This window comes from Lysinibacillus sp. FSL M8-0216, from assembly GCF_038595555.1.
GTDB lineage: Bacteria > Bacillota > Bacilli > Bacillales_A > Planococcaceae > Lysinibacillus > Lysinibacillus fusiformis.
On the sequence record NZ_CP152007.1, the window covers coordinates 4,750,083 to 4,768,891 of the forward strand.

At 36.9% G+C, this 18,809-nt stretch carries 11 protein-coding genes; 6 read left to right on the plus strand and 5 right to left on the minus strand.

The window, feature by feature from the left end; genetic code table 11:
- Positions 1-2 precede the first annotated feature (2 nt).
- Positions 3-1,574, minus strand: a complete 1,572-nt coding sequence (locus MKX57_RS23735; RefSeq protein WP_342550663.1) for a diguanylate cyclase — start codon at positions 1,572-1,574, stop codon at positions 3-5.
- 111 nt (positions 1,575-1,685) lie between these two features.
- On the opposite strand from MKX57_RS23735, the gene MKX57_RS23740 reads away from it, so the two are divergent.
- Complete coding sequence (locus MKX57_RS23740) at positions 1,686-2,015, plus strand: BRCT domain-containing protein (RefSeq protein ID WP_342550664.1); 330 nt, start codon at positions 1,686-1,688, stop codon at positions 2,013-2,015.
- 66 nt (positions 2,016-2,081) lie between these two features.
- Here MKX57_RS23740 and MKX57_RS23745 read toward each other — a convergent pair whose 3' ends face one another.
- On the minus strand, positions 2,082-2,750 hold the full coding sequence (locus MKX57_RS23745) for a peptidylprolyl isomerase (protein ID WP_342550665.1): 669 nt from the start codon (positions 2,748-2,750) through the stop codon (positions 2,082-2,084).
- A gap of 710 nt (positions 2,751-3,460) precedes the next feature.
- Here MKX57_RS23745 and MKX57_RS23750 point away from each other — a divergent pair.
- Positions 3,461-6,238 (plus strand): EAL domain-containing protein, encoded by a 2,778-nt coding sequence (locus MKX57_RS23750; RefSeq protein ID WP_342531366.1) that lies wholly within the window; start codon positions 3,461-3,463, stop codon positions 6,236-6,238.
- A 33-nt stretch (positions 6,239-6,271) separates the two neighbouring features.
- The gene (locus tag MKX57_RS23755; protein WP_174804745.1) at positions 6,272-7,912 is read left to right on the plus strand and encodes a thiamine pyrophosphate-binding protein; all 1,641 of its coding nucleotides are present in this window, start codon (positions 6,272-6,274) and stop codon (positions 7,910-7,912) included.
- Between the two features lie 67 nt (positions 7,913-7,979).
- Here the strand turns inward: MKX57_RS23755 and MKX57_RS23760 are convergent, their stop codons facing one another.
- Together MKX57_RS23760 and MKX57_RS23765 are read right to left on the minus strand one after the other, a co-directional pair.
- Positions 7,980-8,570 (minus strand): hypothetical protein, encoded by a 591-nt coding sequence (locus MKX57_RS23760; RefSeq protein ID WP_237068915.1) that lies wholly within the window; start codon positions 8,568-8,570, stop codon positions 7,980-7,982.
- A 91-nt stretch (positions 8,571-8,661) separates the two neighbouring features.
- Positions 8,662-10,536 carry a leucine-rich repeat domain-containing protein gene (locus MKX57_RS23765; RefSeq protein WP_090002665.1) on the minus strand — a complete coding sequence of 625 codons (1,875 nt, stop codon included), beginning with the start codon at positions 10,534-10,536 and terminating at the stop codon, positions 8,662-8,664.
- 262 nt (positions 10,537-10,798) lie between these two features.
- On the opposite strand from MKX57_RS23765, the gene MKX57_RS23770 reads away from it, so the two are divergent.
- Positions 10,799-11,776 (plus strand): tRNA-dihydrouridine synthase, encoded by a 978-nt coding sequence (locus tag MKX57_RS23770; RefSeq protein ID WP_342550666.1) that lies wholly within the window; start codon positions 10,799-10,801, stop codon positions 11,774-11,776.
- An 84-nt stretch (positions 11,777-11,860) separates the two neighbouring features.
- Here MKX57_RS23770 and MKX57_RS23775 read toward each other — a convergent pair whose 3' ends face one another.
- Positions 11,861-12,673 carry an MBL fold metallo-hydrolase gene (locus MKX57_RS23775; RefSeq protein ID WP_090002678.1) on the minus strand — a complete coding sequence of 271 codons (813 nt, stop codon included), beginning with the start codon at positions 12,671-12,673 and terminating at the stop codon, positions 11,861-11,863.
- 303 nt (positions 12,674-12,976) lie between these two features.
- Between MKX57_RS23775 and MKX57_RS23780 the strand changes: the two genes are divergently transcribed.
- Positions 12,977-14,161: an MFS transporter gene (locus MKX57_RS23780; protein ID WP_043990415.1), complete on the plus strand. Its 1,185-nt coding sequence runs from the start codon at positions 12,977-12,979 to the stop codon at positions 14,159-14,161.
- Between the two features lie 413 nt (positions 14,162-14,574).
- Complete coding sequence (locus MKX57_RS23785) at positions 14,575-18,792, plus strand: S8 family serine peptidase (protein WP_342550667.1); 4,218 nt, start codon at positions 14,575-14,577, stop codon at positions 18,790-18,792.
- The last annotated feature ends 17 nt before the right edge of the window (positions 18,793-18,809 follow it).

Below are 18,809 nucleotides of genomic sequence, written 5' to 3' on the forward strand. Positions count from 1 at the left end.
GTTCAATGATTGTATATTTTAGCTTTTTCATTATCTCTATACACATGTACTCGATTACGTCCTGCTTGTTTTGCTGAGTACAGTGCTTTATCTGCTTTGTTCAAGAGTTGATATAAGGTCTCTTCCCCATTTGTCCCTTCAGCTACCCCACAGCTAATCGTAGTCGTAATGATGCCCTCTGTAGTCTTAAGCGGTTGTAGCTCTATACTCTGACAAAGCTTATTTGCTAAAGCCTCTCCCTCTACTAATGTGCATCCTCGTAACGCAAGAACAAATTCTTCACCGCCATATCTTGCAAAAAGTTCACCACGTTTTAATTCATCCTGACAAGCCTTAACGACATGAACAAGTACTTGATCACCCACTGCATGACCATACGTATCGTTGACATGTTTAAAATGATCAATATCCATTAGCACCACGGTAAATGAGGATGACATCCCTTTCGCCTCAACGTATGCTTGATTACATTGTTGAAAAAATGCACGGCGATTATAAATTTGTGTAAGCTCATCATAATAGGCCTGTTTTTCTAACATTCTTTGGAGATTTTTTACCTCCGTCATATCGGTGAAAATTAGTAATAGTCCACTACCATGATTCACATGCTGTAGTGCTGAAATACGCACTTGATATGTACGATTAGTAAGATCTAGCTCAAATTCCTGTGTCTTCACCACTCTCTCCCCTGTAAAGGGAATCGACTGCCCCGTTACCTCAAGCCATACCTTCGCAAAGTCCATGCCGAACATCGATCTCGTTAAAGATGGGATCATCTTATTACAAGCTTGATTAAATTCTATTAATCGATAACTTTCATCTAATACGATAACGCCATCATTGATACTATGAAAGATAGCATCTTTAGCGACCGGCATTACTCTAAACAAGCGCGAGGAATGAATAGACCATAAATATAACAGGGAGGAAGCCCATAAAACCATTGGAACTGGATCAATTCCTTGTGGTGTTAAGCCCAGCAAATAGACAAATGCTGTTATAATGGGAATCAACTGCCCACACATTAACGCAATTAATTGTGGTCGATAAGACTTAGCTGTTTCCTTCCAATGGGTCAGCACTAATAAAAATGCTACCAGCATGCTGGAAAATGTGAAGATGCCGTGAAGGATATACCATAAACCAATTTCCTGATGAATATAAGGAGCCCCTAAAACAGGGTCAATTTCAAATACTCGATAATGTAAATGATGGATATCATTCGTAGCAACCAACACTATACTAATAGCAGGAATAACAAGAATTCCAATGAGTTTTTTCTTTGATAATTGAAAGCCCAAATACTGCATGATAAACAATAAGCCTAAGGGTGCTGAAGTTGCCATGCCGATATATAAAATAGTTGTCCAAATCTTTATAGCCTCAAGTGATGTAGCTATTATGCAAAACGCAGAAGCAAAACAGTACACCGTTATTAAAGCTGTATAACCAATAAACAATTGAGCAATTTTTGTATAATTAAAACGTTGTAGAAAGACATATAAACATAAATACAAATTTAGTACACCTGATGTACAGCAAAGAGTAATAAAAGCGGTCAATTGCGAATCCATGTCTATGTACCTCTTTAAATTTTTATTTTTAATGTAGCATACATGCAAAACTTTGTGGATGTATTTATCACCACTAGCAGGCAAAAATCGAAGGAGTTTCAGGAGGGCAATATGACTAATCAAGACAGCCTAGACATCATCTTTTCAGATCCAACCGAAAGCCTTCCCCACCCCTTTTATCATAAACAAATTGTGTTTACAGGCGCTCTTTCCACGATGACTCGTTCAGAAGCAGCCAAACAAGTAAAGGCTTGTGGTGGATTTTTACAAGGCACCGTCACACAACAAACGGATTTTGTTATCCTTGGAGATAAACGTCGTGGCATCAGTACTAAACAACGCAAAGCTGAGCAACTAATGAACTATGGTGAGGATATTCAAATACTTATAGAGGACGATTTTTTATGGCTTATTTCGATACCAAAGGAAGTTGGAGGATAAGGGTATATACGAGGTTATACGCACATATAAAAGGCTAAATCCTAATTGATTTAGCCTTTTTAATGTCTACTTATTTACTTTAGGTGCTGGGTAATCAAAGCCCTTCGTATCCACCTCTACTTTTTTCATTTGCTGATCTTCTAATGGTTTATCGGTAGCATCTCGCTCAGCCGCAACTATAGCATCTACCGTTTCCATACCTTCAAGAACTTTCCCAAAAGCAGCGTAGTCTCCATCTAGATTCGTCGATTCTTTTACCATAATGAAAAATTGTGATCCTGCAGAGTTTGGATCTTGCGAGCGTGCCATTGAAATGACACCACGTTCATGTTTCAGGCTATTGTCCCAACCGTTTGAGGAAAACTCGCCATCAATTGAATAGTCAGGTCCACCTGTCCCATTACCTGAAGGGTCTCCACCTTGAATCATAAAATCAGGAATGACACGATGGAATATAAGACCATCATAAAATCCTTCTTTCACTAATGAAATAAAGTTCGCTACAGTATTGGGTGCTATAGTAGGCTCTAATTCAATGACAATTTTTTCATCATTGCTCATCGTAATTGTTACAATGGGATTTTCTTTCACCTTTGATGCGTAATTTTCTTCTGATTCCTTCGTTGTACTTCCCTCTGTTTTCTTATTGTCCTTAGCTGTACCACAGCCCGCAAGTACAAAAATGATTGCTAGCAACGATAACACTACATAAAAACCTTTGTTACGTGTGAACATCTTTTCAACTCCTCTTATTTTCCATCTATTCATTATAAAACTATCCCATGCTTGACCACAATCATTCACCCATCATGTCGAGGTGATTTCTTGTACCCTAAATTAGAATATGTTTTGGATATATAACAATTTAATAATCAGAATATTTCATTATTTAGGAGGTGAATGCATGTTTAGAGAGAGGAATTTTTATTGCACTGTAGAATAAAATTAGGAAGCTCTCTTAAATTGAATATAATTCCATGTTTGTCATTTTAACTTTAGACCTTTGGAAAAGGGGCTGAAGATTATTTAGATAGTTAGCGGTCAAATAGAACATCATAATATTTCAATATTCTTCCATTAAAGTTGAGCAAACCCATTTTTGAACTGGCACATAATTTTCCCGTGAAAATGCTACAAAGAGCCATACAAGATTGTTGCATTTTTTTTGATGAACATTTACTTTTCATTCCTAGTAAAAACCTAATAGATCATTATCGCCACTGTAGAATGTATTTAATTTTATACAAAGGATTCTAGTCCTATATAAAAATGGTAATGGCTAAAACCGAGAAATACTCTTAAGAAATTTTAACTAATTTCTACATTTTTTTACCTACCTGATTATTACTACTGTAAAATAAAATAATAAGACATTCGATACGAATAAAGCAAAAATTTAACATTTTTTCTACAGGACAATGACAAAAAATTGGGGGTTCATTTACATGTCTATAGAACAAACGAGATATTCTCGACTGGCCAATATAACGAAAATGATAAACATGAAGCTAGATTTACGTGAAGTATTGGAGCAGGTAACAATCGCAATATCTGAAGAAATCGTCAACTGTGATTCAGTGGGAATTTATTTACCACAAGAAGATGGAACATTCAGAGGATATGTAGGAAAACCAGAAGTGATTAACGGCTGGACATTGAATATGCATGTCATTGAGACTGAAATAGATTTACTTGCGAAGGAAGTGATTGAAACAAAGAAAACAATCTATATTCCTGATACTTCAAGAGACAATCGCCCTGACCCTAGAGCCGTTGAAGGATTTCATATTAAATCTTTATTAGTACTTCCTATTTCGTTTGAACAAGAGTTATTTGGACTTGTTTTTTTATTTGATTATGGAATTCCAATGAACTTAACAGAGGAAGAAATTCAAACGGTTGAGGCCTATGTAAATATGGCTGCGGTGGCCATTCAAAACGCAAACAACTTAACTTATAAAGAGCATCTTATAAATGAAAAGCAGTTACTGCTCGATGTTACACGCGACTTATCCATGTGCTCTTCGCTACAGGAAAGCCTTGATAAATGCTTTTTCTACTTAGAAAAGGTTTTAGATAATAAAAATATAGGTGTTCATTTATTAGATCCTTTAGCAGAAAAAAGTATTAAACCGGCTAAGTTGAGTAAGGATAGCGATTGGACCGAAGAAAATTGGCTTAAAACGCATAACAAAATAAAAATTGATGAGAGCAATGATCCTGTCATGCAAGAGGTTTTTAAAACAAAAAAAGCGATTCTTATTCCAAATGTATTTGAGGATGACAGGCCAAATCATGAAGTTTGTCGTAATTTCGGTATAAATGGTTTAGTTATGTTTCCTTTGATTTCAATGGGTGAAATTTTAGGACAAATTTCGATTGTGAATCTTGAAAATAAACCTTTTTTCTATTCTGAGACTCAATTACAGTTAGCTCAATCCATTGTTGATACTACTGCATCTGCCTTATCCAACCAGTTATATATGGAAAAACAAGAGATTATTATTGAGGAGAGAACATCAGAAGTAAGAGACAAAAATAAAGAGCTTGAACGAGTAGTCGCGGAGTTACAACAGCTTAGCCGTGAAAAAGAGTTAATTCTCAACTCGGCAGGTGAAGGGATTTTTGGATTGGATCTTGACCGTAACATTACATTTTGCAATCCAGCAGGTGCGCTCATGCTGGGGTATGAAACAGATAGAGAATTGATTGGACAATCAGTTGAAATTATTATGAGTGGTTGTGAAGCAGAGGACAACATGACTGTTTCACCCTTTTTAAATGCAAATTTTAACAGCTATGAAGTATTTTTCAGAAAAGATCATTCCAACTTCCCTGTTGAATACGTCACTTCTTTAATAAAAGAAGGGGATAAAGTCGTAGGCGAAGTTATTACATTTAAAGATATAACGCAAAGAAAGCAATTAGAAGAGAAAATTAAATACCACGCCTACTTCGATAGTTTAACGGATTTGCCCAATAGAGTTCTTTTAATAGACAGACTAACGCAAGGACTAAAGTATGCGAAAGTAAATGGTGAAAAATTAGCTGTGCTTTACTTGGATTTAGATCGTTTCAAGTTAGTAAATGATTCGCTAGGTCATAGTTATGGTGATTTATTGCTTCAAAGTGTTGCCAAACGTTTAAGTGCTTGCGTCCCAGAAGATGCAACTGTATCAAGGCAAGGTGGAGACGAGTTTACAATCTATTTACCTAATATTAAGTGTGAGAATGACATTTTAAAAGTTATTAATTGTATCAATGCTTCTTTCTCGCAACCTTTTAATTTAATAGACAATGAAATATATATTAAAACAAGCATTGGTATCAGTTTATTTCCTGAAAACGGTGATACTACAGAAACGTTAATCAAAAATGCCGACACTGCCATGTATAAATCAAAGGAGACGCCCGGCACTAGCTACCATTTCTTTAGTGAAGGAATGGATACAAGAACTTTTGAGAGTATCAAACTTGAAAATGATTTATATAAGGCTTTAGAGCGAGATGAATTGATTATCTTCTATCAGCCACAAATCAATTATAAAACAAATAAAATTAAAGGTGTGGAAGCTTTATTAAGGTGGAATCATCGAGAACATGGCATGATAACGCCCGATAGGTTTATTCCACTTGCTGAAGAAACAGGGTTAATCGTTCCAATCGGTGAGTGGGTTCTTAAGGAAGCATGCAAGCAATTAAAAGAGTGGCATAATCAAGGATATCCTTTAATTAGTATGTCTGTGAATTTATCTGTCCATCAGTTCGAACAGAATAATTTATTTTCTATTATTGAAAATGTCTTATATGAAACAGATTTGTCTCCTGAATATTTACAGCTAGAGCTCACAGAAAATCTAATTGTAAAAAATACAGAGGTAACATTAAAGACAATGACACAATTGAATGGTCTTGGGGTCAATTTAGCTATTGATGATTTCGGTACCGGTTATTCATCTTTAGGCTATTTGAAAAATTTACCGATTTCCACATTAAAAATTGATAAATCCTTTGTACAAGAAATGTTAACGGATGATGCAGCAGCTATTACTAATACAATCATTACCCTAGCTCAAAATTTGAAACTGGAGGTTATTGCTGAAGGGGTCGAAACAAAGGAGCAAGCAGACTATTTATTGGAACAAAATTGTCATTTAATGCAAGGATATTTTTTCAGTAAGCCTATGAAAGCTGGGGAAATTATGAAAAAATATTTCTGTTAGCCTATTAAATAAATATGCAAAGGAGAAATGATGATGAAAGCAGCTCGCACAGTCTTAGAGTATTTAAAAAATAGTGGTGTGCAATATATTTTTGGTATTCCAGCAGGCTCCGTCAATGCATTTTTTGATGAACTCAATGATATGAGTGAATTAACACCTATTGTCACAAAACATGAGGGAGCAGCATCCTATATGGCTGCGGCTTACGCAAAATACACCAACCATCTAAGTGTTTGTATTGGTTGTAGTGGACCTGGTGGAACAAACCTAATAACAGGTGCCGCAAATGCTATGCGGGAGCATTTACCGGTTTTATTTTTAACCGGTGCTGTTCCTGTTAACACGATCGGTTTAAATGCCTCTCAAGAGTTAGATGCTGAACCTATCTTCCGACCAGTTACCAAATATAGCGTAACGGTGAAAGAATCGAAGGATTTACTAACAGAAATAGTAAAAGCATCAGAAATTGCTCTATCTGGCGTGCCAGGTCCTGTACATATCGCTATACCAATAGATGTTCAACATGAAACCGTTCCAAACGTAGAAATACCAGCTCCACCAAAGGGAACAGCTATTGTTCCTGAATTAGATACCATTAAAAGTGTAGCTGAAGAGCTATTAGCAAGAAGAAGTGGCTATATTTTGGTAGGACAAGGGGTAAGAAACTCTGTTGAACAACTATTAGAGTTAGCAGAAATTTTAAATTGGCCAATTATCACAACACCACAAGCTAAAGGGTATATTCCAGAGGATCATCCTCTCCTAGTTGGTGTGTTCGGTTTTGCTGGCCACGAGGCTGCCTCGCAATTAATAGCTGATGGCGATGGACAAGTTTTATTCATTGTCGGTTCAAGTTTAGGTGAGACAGCTACGAATAACTACAACTTAAATCTTACGAAAAATCGTTTTTCAATACAGCTGGACTTTGATCAATCCGTGTTCAACCGTAAATATGAAATCGATCTACCCGTTCTAGGTGACATCCATAGTAGTTTATTATTGCTTATTGAAGAACTAAGAGCTAAAGGTCTAGCAAGAACTTCGTTTGAGGTTACACAAAATAAAGGGATTTATGAAGCAGACACAGGGGAATATAACACGAAAAATGTATTGTTAACTATTCAAAAATATTTACCTGCCTCTACAAGATATGCTATTGATATTGGTGAATTTATGTCCTATGTCATTCATCATATGAAAGTAGTAGATTATGATACATTTAATATAAATGTCCATTTTGGAGCTATGGGAAGTGGAATTGGATCTGCCATTGGTTCAAAGTTAGCTGAACCTGAACGTCCTGTTGCATGTATTACAGGAGATGGTTGCTTTTTCATGCATGGGATGGAGATTTTAACAGCAAAAGAATATAATCTACCCATTTTATTTATTGTCATGAATAATGCTCGTTTAGGGATGGTATACCATGGACATGCTTTACAGTTTAAGCGTACGCATCCATCCTTTGAACAACATCCAATTAATATTAGTGCTATGGCTTCAGCGATGGATATACCAAGCTTCCAAGTAACAGAGTTGCAAGAACTTAACCAAGATATGCTTCATAACTTGATGAATTTAAATGGTCCGGCTGTATTGGAAGTAGTGTTAACCGACAATAATACACCTCCTATGGGAGATCGAGTTAAATTTTTATCCTCTTTTGGAAAGTAAATTTTATCACTAATAATGAAAAGTCATATAGATAGGATGAATAACCCCTCTATATGACCTTTTTAATTTATAAATGTGCAAATGATTGTTGAATAACCCCGAGTATCGCACCTATTGTTTTTCCTTTAAAAGCATCTGAAACAGCTTCACCCGTCGGATTTGAGTAATAGTAGCTATCCTTTGTATCATCGAAGTAATATCCGATACTTGCTAGCTCCTGCTGTAAATTAGTTGGTAATTGCTTAAGCCCAGTTTGTTCTAAGAAATAATTTGTAGGATAGACCTTCACGTCTATATCTCCTGCTCCTGTATGTACGACAAATAAATCCTTTTCATGTTGAACAATCCATTGACCCTTTGAATATAAAGCTAGCCTTGCTCCCTCTAGTGAGGAAATGGCATCCAAATTAACACCAAACATTTCATTTAGAATACTTCGAGCCTTTGCCCCTGTTATAGTTCCCTCATATTGTTGTAGAAGGGAATCTATGGCCTCTCTTCCTGATAATGAAGACATTCCTTCCATCTCTTTATTGACAATAGGAGCCTCATCCAAGTTAATTTTATAAATTAAATCTACAGTATGCCAAATCTCCGTGCTACTAATCTTTTCTTCATACGTCTCTAAATGCTGATCCATCATTTCTGCCTTCTTCATCTTTCGGCCCTCCCATAAAGCTATTTTATCGCCTCTCATATTGTAATAACCTAAAAATCCACATTTCTAATGTTTTAAATTACGCATGACCTTAATAAACTATAATTTCCTTGTTTAGAGCAGATTGATTTTGTACCGGATTTCCTAAAATATAAAGCTTTTTCAAATTCGGTAGATTCACTAAAGGCTCTATATTTGAAATAGCGTTGTTTTCCAAGTGAAGCACCTCAATTTGTTGCCAATTCTCCAAAAAACTTAACGATTGTAATGAACTATCTTGTAAAGTAAATGAACGTAGAGCTGAAAAACCAGCAAAGAAAGGCATCACCTTATCAACCTCATGCACCCAATCACCATTCCCTACTCGCATCGATACATCATTTAAAGTTAAATGCAACAGCACATTGTTCGTTAAAGGATGTTCATTAATAAATTGAAAATTACATTTAGAACATTTTAATGTTTTTACATGTTTTAGATTGAATAGCTCCCTCGTTCCCTCTTCAAAAACTGTCTCGTCAAAATGTAGTGTTTGCAAATTGGGTAGGTCATTTAAAGAACTAATCTCTGTAAAAATTCCATACTCCTTCGCTGTGAGTTGTTCGAGCTTTGGGTATTTCCGTAATTGTGCACCATTTAATGTCGAATCCGCTCCACTTATGTCCACAATCAAATCTTTTAAACTAGGTGCCTCTAGCTTCGGTATAAAAGAGCCTGTTATTTCCGCCTTTTTCAAATGGGGCGCTACTATCGGTGAAGTGTCGCCATAGTAACCTGTTAGCGTTAACTCTGTGAGTGACGTTAGGCTGTTCACAATATCAAGTAATTCCAATTGACCTGGAGAAGATAAGCGTAGCTTTGTTAAAGACGACTTATTTCTTAATTTTTCTAAATTAGCAATGTTCATATTTTCAAGATCAAGTGATTGGAGATTAGGCATGTTTTGTATGAAATCAAGAGCTTTTAAATTTCTTACCGAAGTAAGCTTCAATTCCTGTAATTGATTCAATGAATAAAAAGAGCTAAAATCTGTCGCATCACTATTATCGATTGTTAATGATTCTAAATTTGTTAAAGTAGATAGCCATTTAAAATCATTGGTAAATTTTAAAGACAGTGATTTTAGCGGCAATTTATTTAGAAGCTGAAAATCTGTGACCTCTTCCGTCAAATAAGATATTTCTAGTGATTGGAGATTGGGAAACTCTACTAATAAAGCAAGCTCATTATTACTTCGAATTTGGATAGAGAGTTCTGAAACCGTAGATTTATCGCTAAAGTATTCCGCAATTTTACTAAAAGATTCATTAAAGCTCCCTGTATAGCTTTTCAAGTTTTTCAAATGTCGAAAGCTTACTTTTTCACTTTGCGATATTTCATAATCATTCATCAGCTTCAATACAGTCAATCCAGTAAATGCTTCGAAGTCCTTTTGTTCAATTTTTTGTGTGTTTAATAACTTATCCTTCATAGTATAGGTCACAATTTCTGCTTCCTTATTTGTAAACGGATCATCCAGACTGTAATCAAAATGCCATTGATCCTCAGAAAAATAGGCAGCCAAATAACGGATGCTTGCAATCTCTTCTTCACTTGGCATTACATCCCCCTTTTCAAAAACGTCTTTTAAAAAGAGTAGTAAAACCTCGCTTTCTGGTATTGTTCGTACAGCTGTCCCTCCATAATTTCCTTCTTCTTTTTGATGGTTGCTTAACAGCAAATATCCAAAAAATACACATAGAAAGACAATCGGAATAAGAAGTAATACTTTTAAATTCGATTTTGGACGTGTCGCTGTTTGAGGAGCAGTTGTACCATAATAATTATTAATCGTTTGATCTACATAGTAGACTTTATTTTCTTTTAACATTATTTCAGTATCACAAAATGGACATTTGAATGAATGCCCCTCTTTAAATTCAATGTTTCCATTACAATTAGGACATTTCAATGTAACAAATTCCACTGGCAATCCCCCTCCCTGTCTATTTCCAATTAAGCTTAGTGGTCTGAAAAATAAATGTCAATATTTCTAAGAAATACTAATGGTATCCCTCCTTTAGATTAACAATAAAAATGCTGTGAAGACCTATAATCATTCCCCATTAATGTAAAGAGGACCACTTCGAACTTTCTTATAGGTGCCTAAGCCAATTAGTTGTGAAGAAATAAACGAAATATGTTATCTTTTTGCAAGGTAGTATTTTGGAAAGAGAGGATATTCATCAATGAATCAAAATAATTTCTGGCTTGATTTACCACGGCCATTTTTCATTTTAGCACCTATGGAGGATGTGACAGATGTTGTATTTCGTCATGTCATTAGTGAGGCAGGTCGTCCCGACGTATTTTTCACGGAATTCACCAATACGACAAGCTATTGTCATCCAGACGGTATGGATAGCGTGCGTAACCGCTTAGCTTTCACAGAAGATGAACAGCCGATTGTTGCCCATATTTGGGGAGACAACCCTGAACATTTCCGTCAAATGAGTATCGGCATGAAAGAGCTGGGCTTTAAAGGGATCGATATTAATATGGGTTGCCCAGTCGATAATGTAGCTGAACGTGGTAAAGGAGCCGGCTTAATTCTTCATCCTGAACTAGCATCAGAGATTATCCAAGCCGCTAAAGCTGGTGGTTTACCTGTTAGCGTAAAAACAAGACTTGGCTTTACAGATGTAGCTGAGTGGCGTGAGTGGCTCACCCATATTTTAAAACAAAACATCGCTAACCTTTCTATTCATCTACGTACACGAGAAGAAATGAGTAAGGTCCCCGCACATTGGGAATTGATTGCAGATATAAAAAAACTACGGGATGAAATAGCTCCTGATACATTGCTAACGATCAACGGAGATATTCCTGACCGAGTAACAGGTTTAAAATTAGCTGAGCAATACGGTATTGATGGAGTAATGATTGGGAGAGGCGTGTTTTCAAACCCATATGCCTTTGAGCAAGAGCCGAAGGAGCATAGTGCAGAGGAATACCTGAGCTTGCTATCCCTTCACCTTCAGCTTCATGATCAGTATTCTAAGGAATTTGAAACTCGTTCATTTAAAGCATTACAACGATTCTTTAAAATATATGTGCGTGGCTTCAAGGGAGCTAATCAATTACGAATTCAATTAATAAATGCCCATTCAACCGATGAAGTACGTGAACTACTTGCAGCGTTTGCTGGAAACCAATTAACAAAGTAAGCTTTCATAATAAAGGAGACTGGCTATTGCAAGCCAATCTCCTTTTTGGTTGCATTGTCATACATTTCGATGCATTCTAGAAGACTACAAATGCTCTTCTAAACTTTCTTTACAGATCATCTCTTTATTGTCAGTATGAATGCTTTTCATTCCCTCAAAAAATGAATACTCGCTCCTTAAATAATTCTCTAACTCTCCTTTATCTTGTGGAAGCTGAGTTAAGTAATATCTTGAGCTATCAATTCTTTTTTGAATTTCTTGTTGATTTTGGGTCGTCATTCCGTGACCGGGTATATGGGTTGTTATGGCATGATTATGTAAAATTTTTTCAGCCTTATTCATCGTATTCACATAATCCTTATAGCTGCTAAAGATGAACGGAAATTCAACATCGGACAAGTAATCGCCCGAAAGGAATAAACCGTATGGCTCTATCACTGTAAATAAACCATCATCTGTATGGCCAGGGGCTTGATAAAAGGTCATCGTAATCGAATCTAACTCTACTGTATATCCATCCTCTGAAACGACAATATCAACTGTAGGATATACAGGGGAATAACTCCTATGTAAATAATATTTCTGATCAAATTGATGAACTTTTTGAATGCTTTCTGCTTTATTCGAATTGTCATCAAATCGTTTAGAGGCAATTACCTTGGCCTCTGGAAACGCTCCTGAACCAATTATATGGTCAAAATCACTATGGGTATAAATAATATAAAGTTGTTTGTCACCCTGAATGTTATTTATAAAATCTTGAATTTCTTGAATTTCGCTAGGCAACCAATTAGGATCTGTCATAATGATTGCTTCATTCGTTTGAATGATTGCCGAGGTAGTCATATATAATGCACTTTGAAAAACTGTAATAGTATGGTTTTGAAATTGAATCATCAGGAATCTTCCCTTTCCTTTTTTAAAGGTAGTTAGTACGGCAGAATTTGAACAAGCTTTCTTCATGTTAAATTTCGACCAAACTTAGTAAATTCCTCCTTTAATAAAAAATGTAAGGAAGCAGGATTAATGTTTAACCATAGTTGGTGTAGCTATTAAAATTAGTAGCCTTATCGAAAGTGGAAATCCAATAATTCCATGCAATCTAGAAAGATTTTTCTTGTAAAAATATTTTATGATATGATGTTTAGGTTGTTTATCTACTCTGTGACACATTTATATTCATCTAAGAAAGAGGTATTTATGCACCACACTCAATTATCCAAGCGACATTGGTTACTTATTTTCACACTTACTTCATTAACATTCGTGTTGGGGACAAGTGAGTTTGTCATAGTCGGAATCTTAACTGATATTTCTTCAAGTCTACAAATGACAAATGCAAAAGCAGGCACACTCGTTTCTGCATTTGCCATTACATTTGCCGTTGCTACACCACTCGTGATGTCCGCAACAAGTCACTTTCCAAAGCGTAAATGGATGTTGTTTTTAATAGCAGCTTTCATCGTCTTTAATGCTTTGTGTATCATTTCTACGAACTACATTATGCTGCTGCTACTTCGTATTATGACAGCGGTTGTAACAGGCGTTTTAATTTCTCTAGCCATGATTGTGGCAAGCGAAACCATGCCGAGTAACAAACGTGGACTTGCCATCTCATTCGTTTTCGGCGGTTTCACACTGGCAAATGTCGTGGGAGTACCAATTGGTATTGTAATTTCCAACTCGTATGGATGGAATGCCACTTTCATGTTAACCACTTTACTAGGAGGGGTTGCTTTTTTGGCATCCTTCTTCGTCTTGCCAAAAGGGCTCAGTCAAGTACGTAGCTCCATACGGGATCAGTTTTCTCTCATAATCAAGCCACGTATTTTAATGGCCTTTTTCATTCCTGCTCTAGGATTTGGTGCAACTTACGCGGTCTTTACGTACCTTGTTCCTATTTTGAACGCAATGGGAGCTCCAAATAATTCTATTAGTCTTATCCTTTTTGGATATGGGTTTATTTCGATATTCAGCAATATTCTCGCTGGTAAAATTGCCAATCACAATGCTATCGGTCGCCTTCGTTTTGTTTTTCTCGTGCAGGCAATTGTGCTAATTTGTTTATTTTGGACCACCAATCATTTTATTTTAGGACTAGTCAACATCGGATTAATGTCGTTAATGGCAATCCTGTTAACAACATCTACTCAGCTATATTTAATTGATCTTGCTGAAATTTTCCAACCAAGCGCTAAAGGATTGGCCGCTTCTCTTATGCCAGTTGCGAGTAACGTAGGTATTGCCTTTGGATCTGCATTAGGCGGAATTGTTTATCATCAAGGGAATTTAATGAATGTAACATGGGTCGGTGGGCTCGTTGCAATCTGTGCAAGCCTATTAACATTTTTTAGTCATCACTTAGACCAAAAACAATCTGCATAAAAAATCAAATGACATTTACTGATGAAGTAGTTTACCACATACTTTTAGCTGGCGATTTGTAAAAAAATCGCCAGTTATTTTTATTTTTAAGCTATAAAATAATCCGCCCAATCACTCCTCCTATTGGCCTCCCTCTTTTTCTATAAGCTACTACAGCCATCTATACCTACTTTATCTGTTTGGATAGGATTAATTAAGGAAATTCCGATAGGTATTTCTCATTCTAAAGTTCCCCTTTTTTATTCCATTACTAGGAAGATGGATTTAATCTATATTTCATAAAATGATACTAATTATCAATATTTCAGAATATTTAAATATTCCGATTCTCGAATTAGTTCAATTGTGATAAATTGGAAATATCACACTAAACTGAAAAGTGTGACAATTAAAGGTAGGGGAGGAAATGAGATTTGAAAAATTTTAAGTTTATGAAGTTTTTAAGTAGTATTCTAGTTTTCGTTATGGTGCTCTCTTTATTGGTTCCATTGTCGAGTGCTAGTGCTGAAGAATCGAAACCATTCAAGCAGGATAGTCAAAGTGAAAGTATTATCCAACTAAAGGCGGCTATTGCTGAACAGCTAAGCTTGTCTAAAGATGGTCCAACTCTCCACGAAAGCTTGCAAAATGTATCAGGCAATCAACAGGTTGCAGTCATTGTTCATTTATCTGAAAAGCCTGTTGCACTAGAGCAAGGTATAAGCGAAATCAAAGGCCAAAAATTCTCTAATGCCCAAGCAAAAGTAGTTCGCTCCAATGTAAAAGTACAGCAAGCACAAGTTAAAAAAGAGTTAGCTACTAAAAAGGTTCAAATGACTCAAGGATATACATTTGATACTGTTTTAAACGGTTTTGCGGCAACTGTGAAAGCAAACGATCTCCCGAAACTGCTTACAGTAGAAGGAATTACATTAATAGAACCTGATGTCATTGTTCACGCATCAGAAGATGATTCGACGAAATCATCAGAACTTATAAAGGAAGATCAATTAGAAGCTCAAATGAATACAAGTAATTCTTTTCTTGGCATCGAAGAGCTTTGGAAGGAAGGGCTTGAAGGACAAGGAATAAAAGTAGCTGTATTAGATACGGGTATTGATACAGATCACCCTGAATTCGCTGGAATTTATAAAGGCGGAAAGAACTTTATTCCAAACTCTTCGACTTACACGAAGCCTCGGGCTGATAATGATGCCTCGGAAACATCGCCTTCAGAGCGTCCAGCTGGGACACCTGAATTTAATGAAAAAGGAAGCGCGTTCTATACATCTCACGGTACACATGTTGCTGGAACAATTGCGGCAATCGGCGCTAACGAATACGGCATTAAAGGGATCGCTCCAAAAGTAGACCTTTATGCTTACCGTGTTCTTGGGGCATATGGAAGTGGTGCTACCTCAGGTATTGTTAAAGCAATTGAAACAGCTGTCATTGAAAAAATGGACATTATCAACCTTTCACTTGGCGGGGGAGCTAACACTGAAACGGATGCTGGTTCATTTGCTATAAATAATGCGATGATAGCTGGAACAATCGGAGTAGTTGCAACAGGGAACTCTGGCCCGAATCGCGGAACAATGGGGACGCCTGCAACCGCTCGTCTAGGAATTGCTGTTGGTAACACAACAAATCCTGAAATCATGTACAACGGGGAAGTGAAAGTGACAATTGGCAACTACAATTTAACTAAACAGCTTCCATTAATGGGAACTACTTTCGGAAAAAATGTAGCTACACAGCTTCAAGGAGAATTTGATGTAGTTGCTGTTCCAGGAAATGGAGAAGTAAAAGACTTTGAAGGAATTGATGTAGACGGTAAAGTGGCATTGATTTCTCGTGGCAGTATCGCCTTCGTTGATAAAATTGCGAATGCAAAGGCAAATGGAGCTGTAGCAACCATTATTCATAACTTTGCAGGTGGATCAAATGCACCGGATATTTCAGGCACATTCCTGGGTGATGCATTCGAATATCTACCAACATTTGATATGTCTCAAACGGATGGCAATGCCATGCGCGCTGCATTAGCAGGCGGAACGGGCAAAATAAGCTTCAGTAAATTTGCTTCCACAAAGACACTGGGGGATGATGTAAACTCTTCAAGTTCACGTGGACCATCTACTCCAAACTTTGATATTAAACCAGATGTAAGTGCACCTGGAACAAATATTATGTCAACAATTCCAATGTATAAAAAAGATTTCCCTGATGCGGATTATGCAGAAGCTTATGGCCGTAAAACAGGAACTTCTATGGCAACACCGCATATTGCAGGTATAGTGGCATTAGTTAAACAAGCCAATCCTAATTGGAATGCGTTTGATGTAAAAGTGGCGCTTTCTAATACGGCACAGGTATTAGATAAAACAACATACGATGTGTTTTCTCAAGGTGCGGGGCGTGTAAATCCGTATGCTGCAGCGCACCCAGAGATTCTTGCTTATGCACTTGATACCGCAATTTTAGATGGAACAGGTGCCATTACTGAAAACTTGAAAGGTACAGTTACTTTCGGTCCACAATCACTGAAGGACCAGGATATTTCTGTAACGAAACAAGTTCTAGTAAAAGACATGAAAGGAAACGGTGGTAATTATAGCGTTTCAGTTGATGTGACCAAAACATTTGGTGATGCAACGGTTACAGTCGATCAGCCGACATTTAATTTAAACGGGGAGCAAGTGTTAAATATTACATTAACTGCTTCACAAGCTACAGCACCAAACGGCTCTGAAATACTAGGCTATATTTATATCAATGGAGGAGATACAGAAATTTCATTACCATTCGCAGCTGACCTTGGCGGCGAGGCAGTAACGGAAATTAAAGATTACAAGATTACAGAAACAGACCTATCCTTTAACGGAGATGGCGTGAAAGATTCAGCAGTCCTTTCATTCACAATAACTGGAGATGTAACAACTAACTATATCGAGCTATGGGATATTATGAATCCTGAAGGTGGCGAATACGGAGACGGTTACATTGGTTATCTCCATGCAGGTACTGCGCTAGGAAAAGGCTCTTACACACTGAATATTGGTGGGCAGTACAAACCATGGGGAACAGAACCTGCCACAACGATTCCAGATGGTCTCTATACAATTGACTTTACAGGTCTTGCAGCATCAGGTGCAATTTCCGACTATGTTGGACCAATTATTGTGAAAACGACTAAACCAGAAATTTCGGGTTCAGTAGCTGATGGCGTCGCTACAGGACAAGTAACAGATAAATATATAGACTACAATGAAGAATTAGCTTTATATGATTTACATTACAATTTAAATGATAAATTAAAAGCTTCCTATATTTCGACGGTAAATGGCCAAGTAAAAGCACCTGTTGCTTTTGAATTAAATCAAGATGGTAGCTTCACATTCCCAGTAACAGCGGAAACTAATGCTGTATCTGTAGTCATTACGGATGCTGCCGGGAATGTTGGGGAAGCAAAAATATATGAAAAAGAAATAGTTGAACCAGTAGTAACACTTTCTGTAAATCCAACTGAGCTAGACCTTACAGCTGGGGAAACTGCACAGCTTAAGGTAACGGAAACATCAACACCTGCAGAAGGTGATGCAACAGAGGAAGACGTAACATCAAAAGCTACGTATGCTGTTGGAGATGAAAATGTTGCAACAGTAGTAAATGGATTAGTCACTGCAGTAGGTGAAGGTACGACTACCATTACTAGTTCATACGGTAAAAATACTGTTTCGGTAAATGTTACAGTTAAAGCACCTGTTGTAGAACCAAAAGTAACACTAGAAATTGACCAAGCACAGGTTGAAACAAGAATCGGTAAAGAAGTTACCGTGAAGATTACTGAAGTAACTACTGTTAATGGTCAAACAACAGAAAAAGATGTTACCAAGCTTGCAACCTATGAAGTAGCAAATACTAAAATAGCTACTGTCAATGCAGGCGTTGTAAAAGGAAAAGGTCAAGGTACTACGACGATTACGGTAACGTATGGTAACCACACACTAACATTTGATGTGTTAGTTGAAAAGCCAGGTAATGACAATGGCAGTGGTAACGGTAATGGTAACGGCAATGGCAATGGTAACGGTAATGGTAATGGTAATGGTAATGGTAATGGCAATGGCAATGGCAATGGTAATGGCAACGGTAATGGTAACGGTAACGGTAATGGTAATGGTAATGGTAACGGCAATGGCAATGGCAATGGCAATGGCAATGGCAATGGCAATGGTAACGGCAATGGTAATGGTAACGGCAATGGCAATGGCAATGGCAATGGCAATGGTAATGGTAATGGTAATGGTAATGGTAATGGTAATGGTAATGGTAATGGTAACGGCAATGGTAATGGTAATGGTAATGGTAATGGTAATGGTAATGGTCATGGTAATGGTAATGGTAATGGTAATGGTAATGGTAATGGTAATGGTAATGGTAATGGTAATGGTAATGGTAATGGTAATGGTAATGGTAATGGTAACGGCAATGGTAATGGTAACGGCAATGGTAATGGTAACGGTAACGGCAATGGTAATGGTAACGGCAATGGCAATGGCAATGGCAATGGCAATGGCAATGGCAATGGCAATGGTAATGGTAATGGTAATAAAAATAATACTGAAGTTATCATGCTTAAGGCATAATTTACCTCAATTCAAGC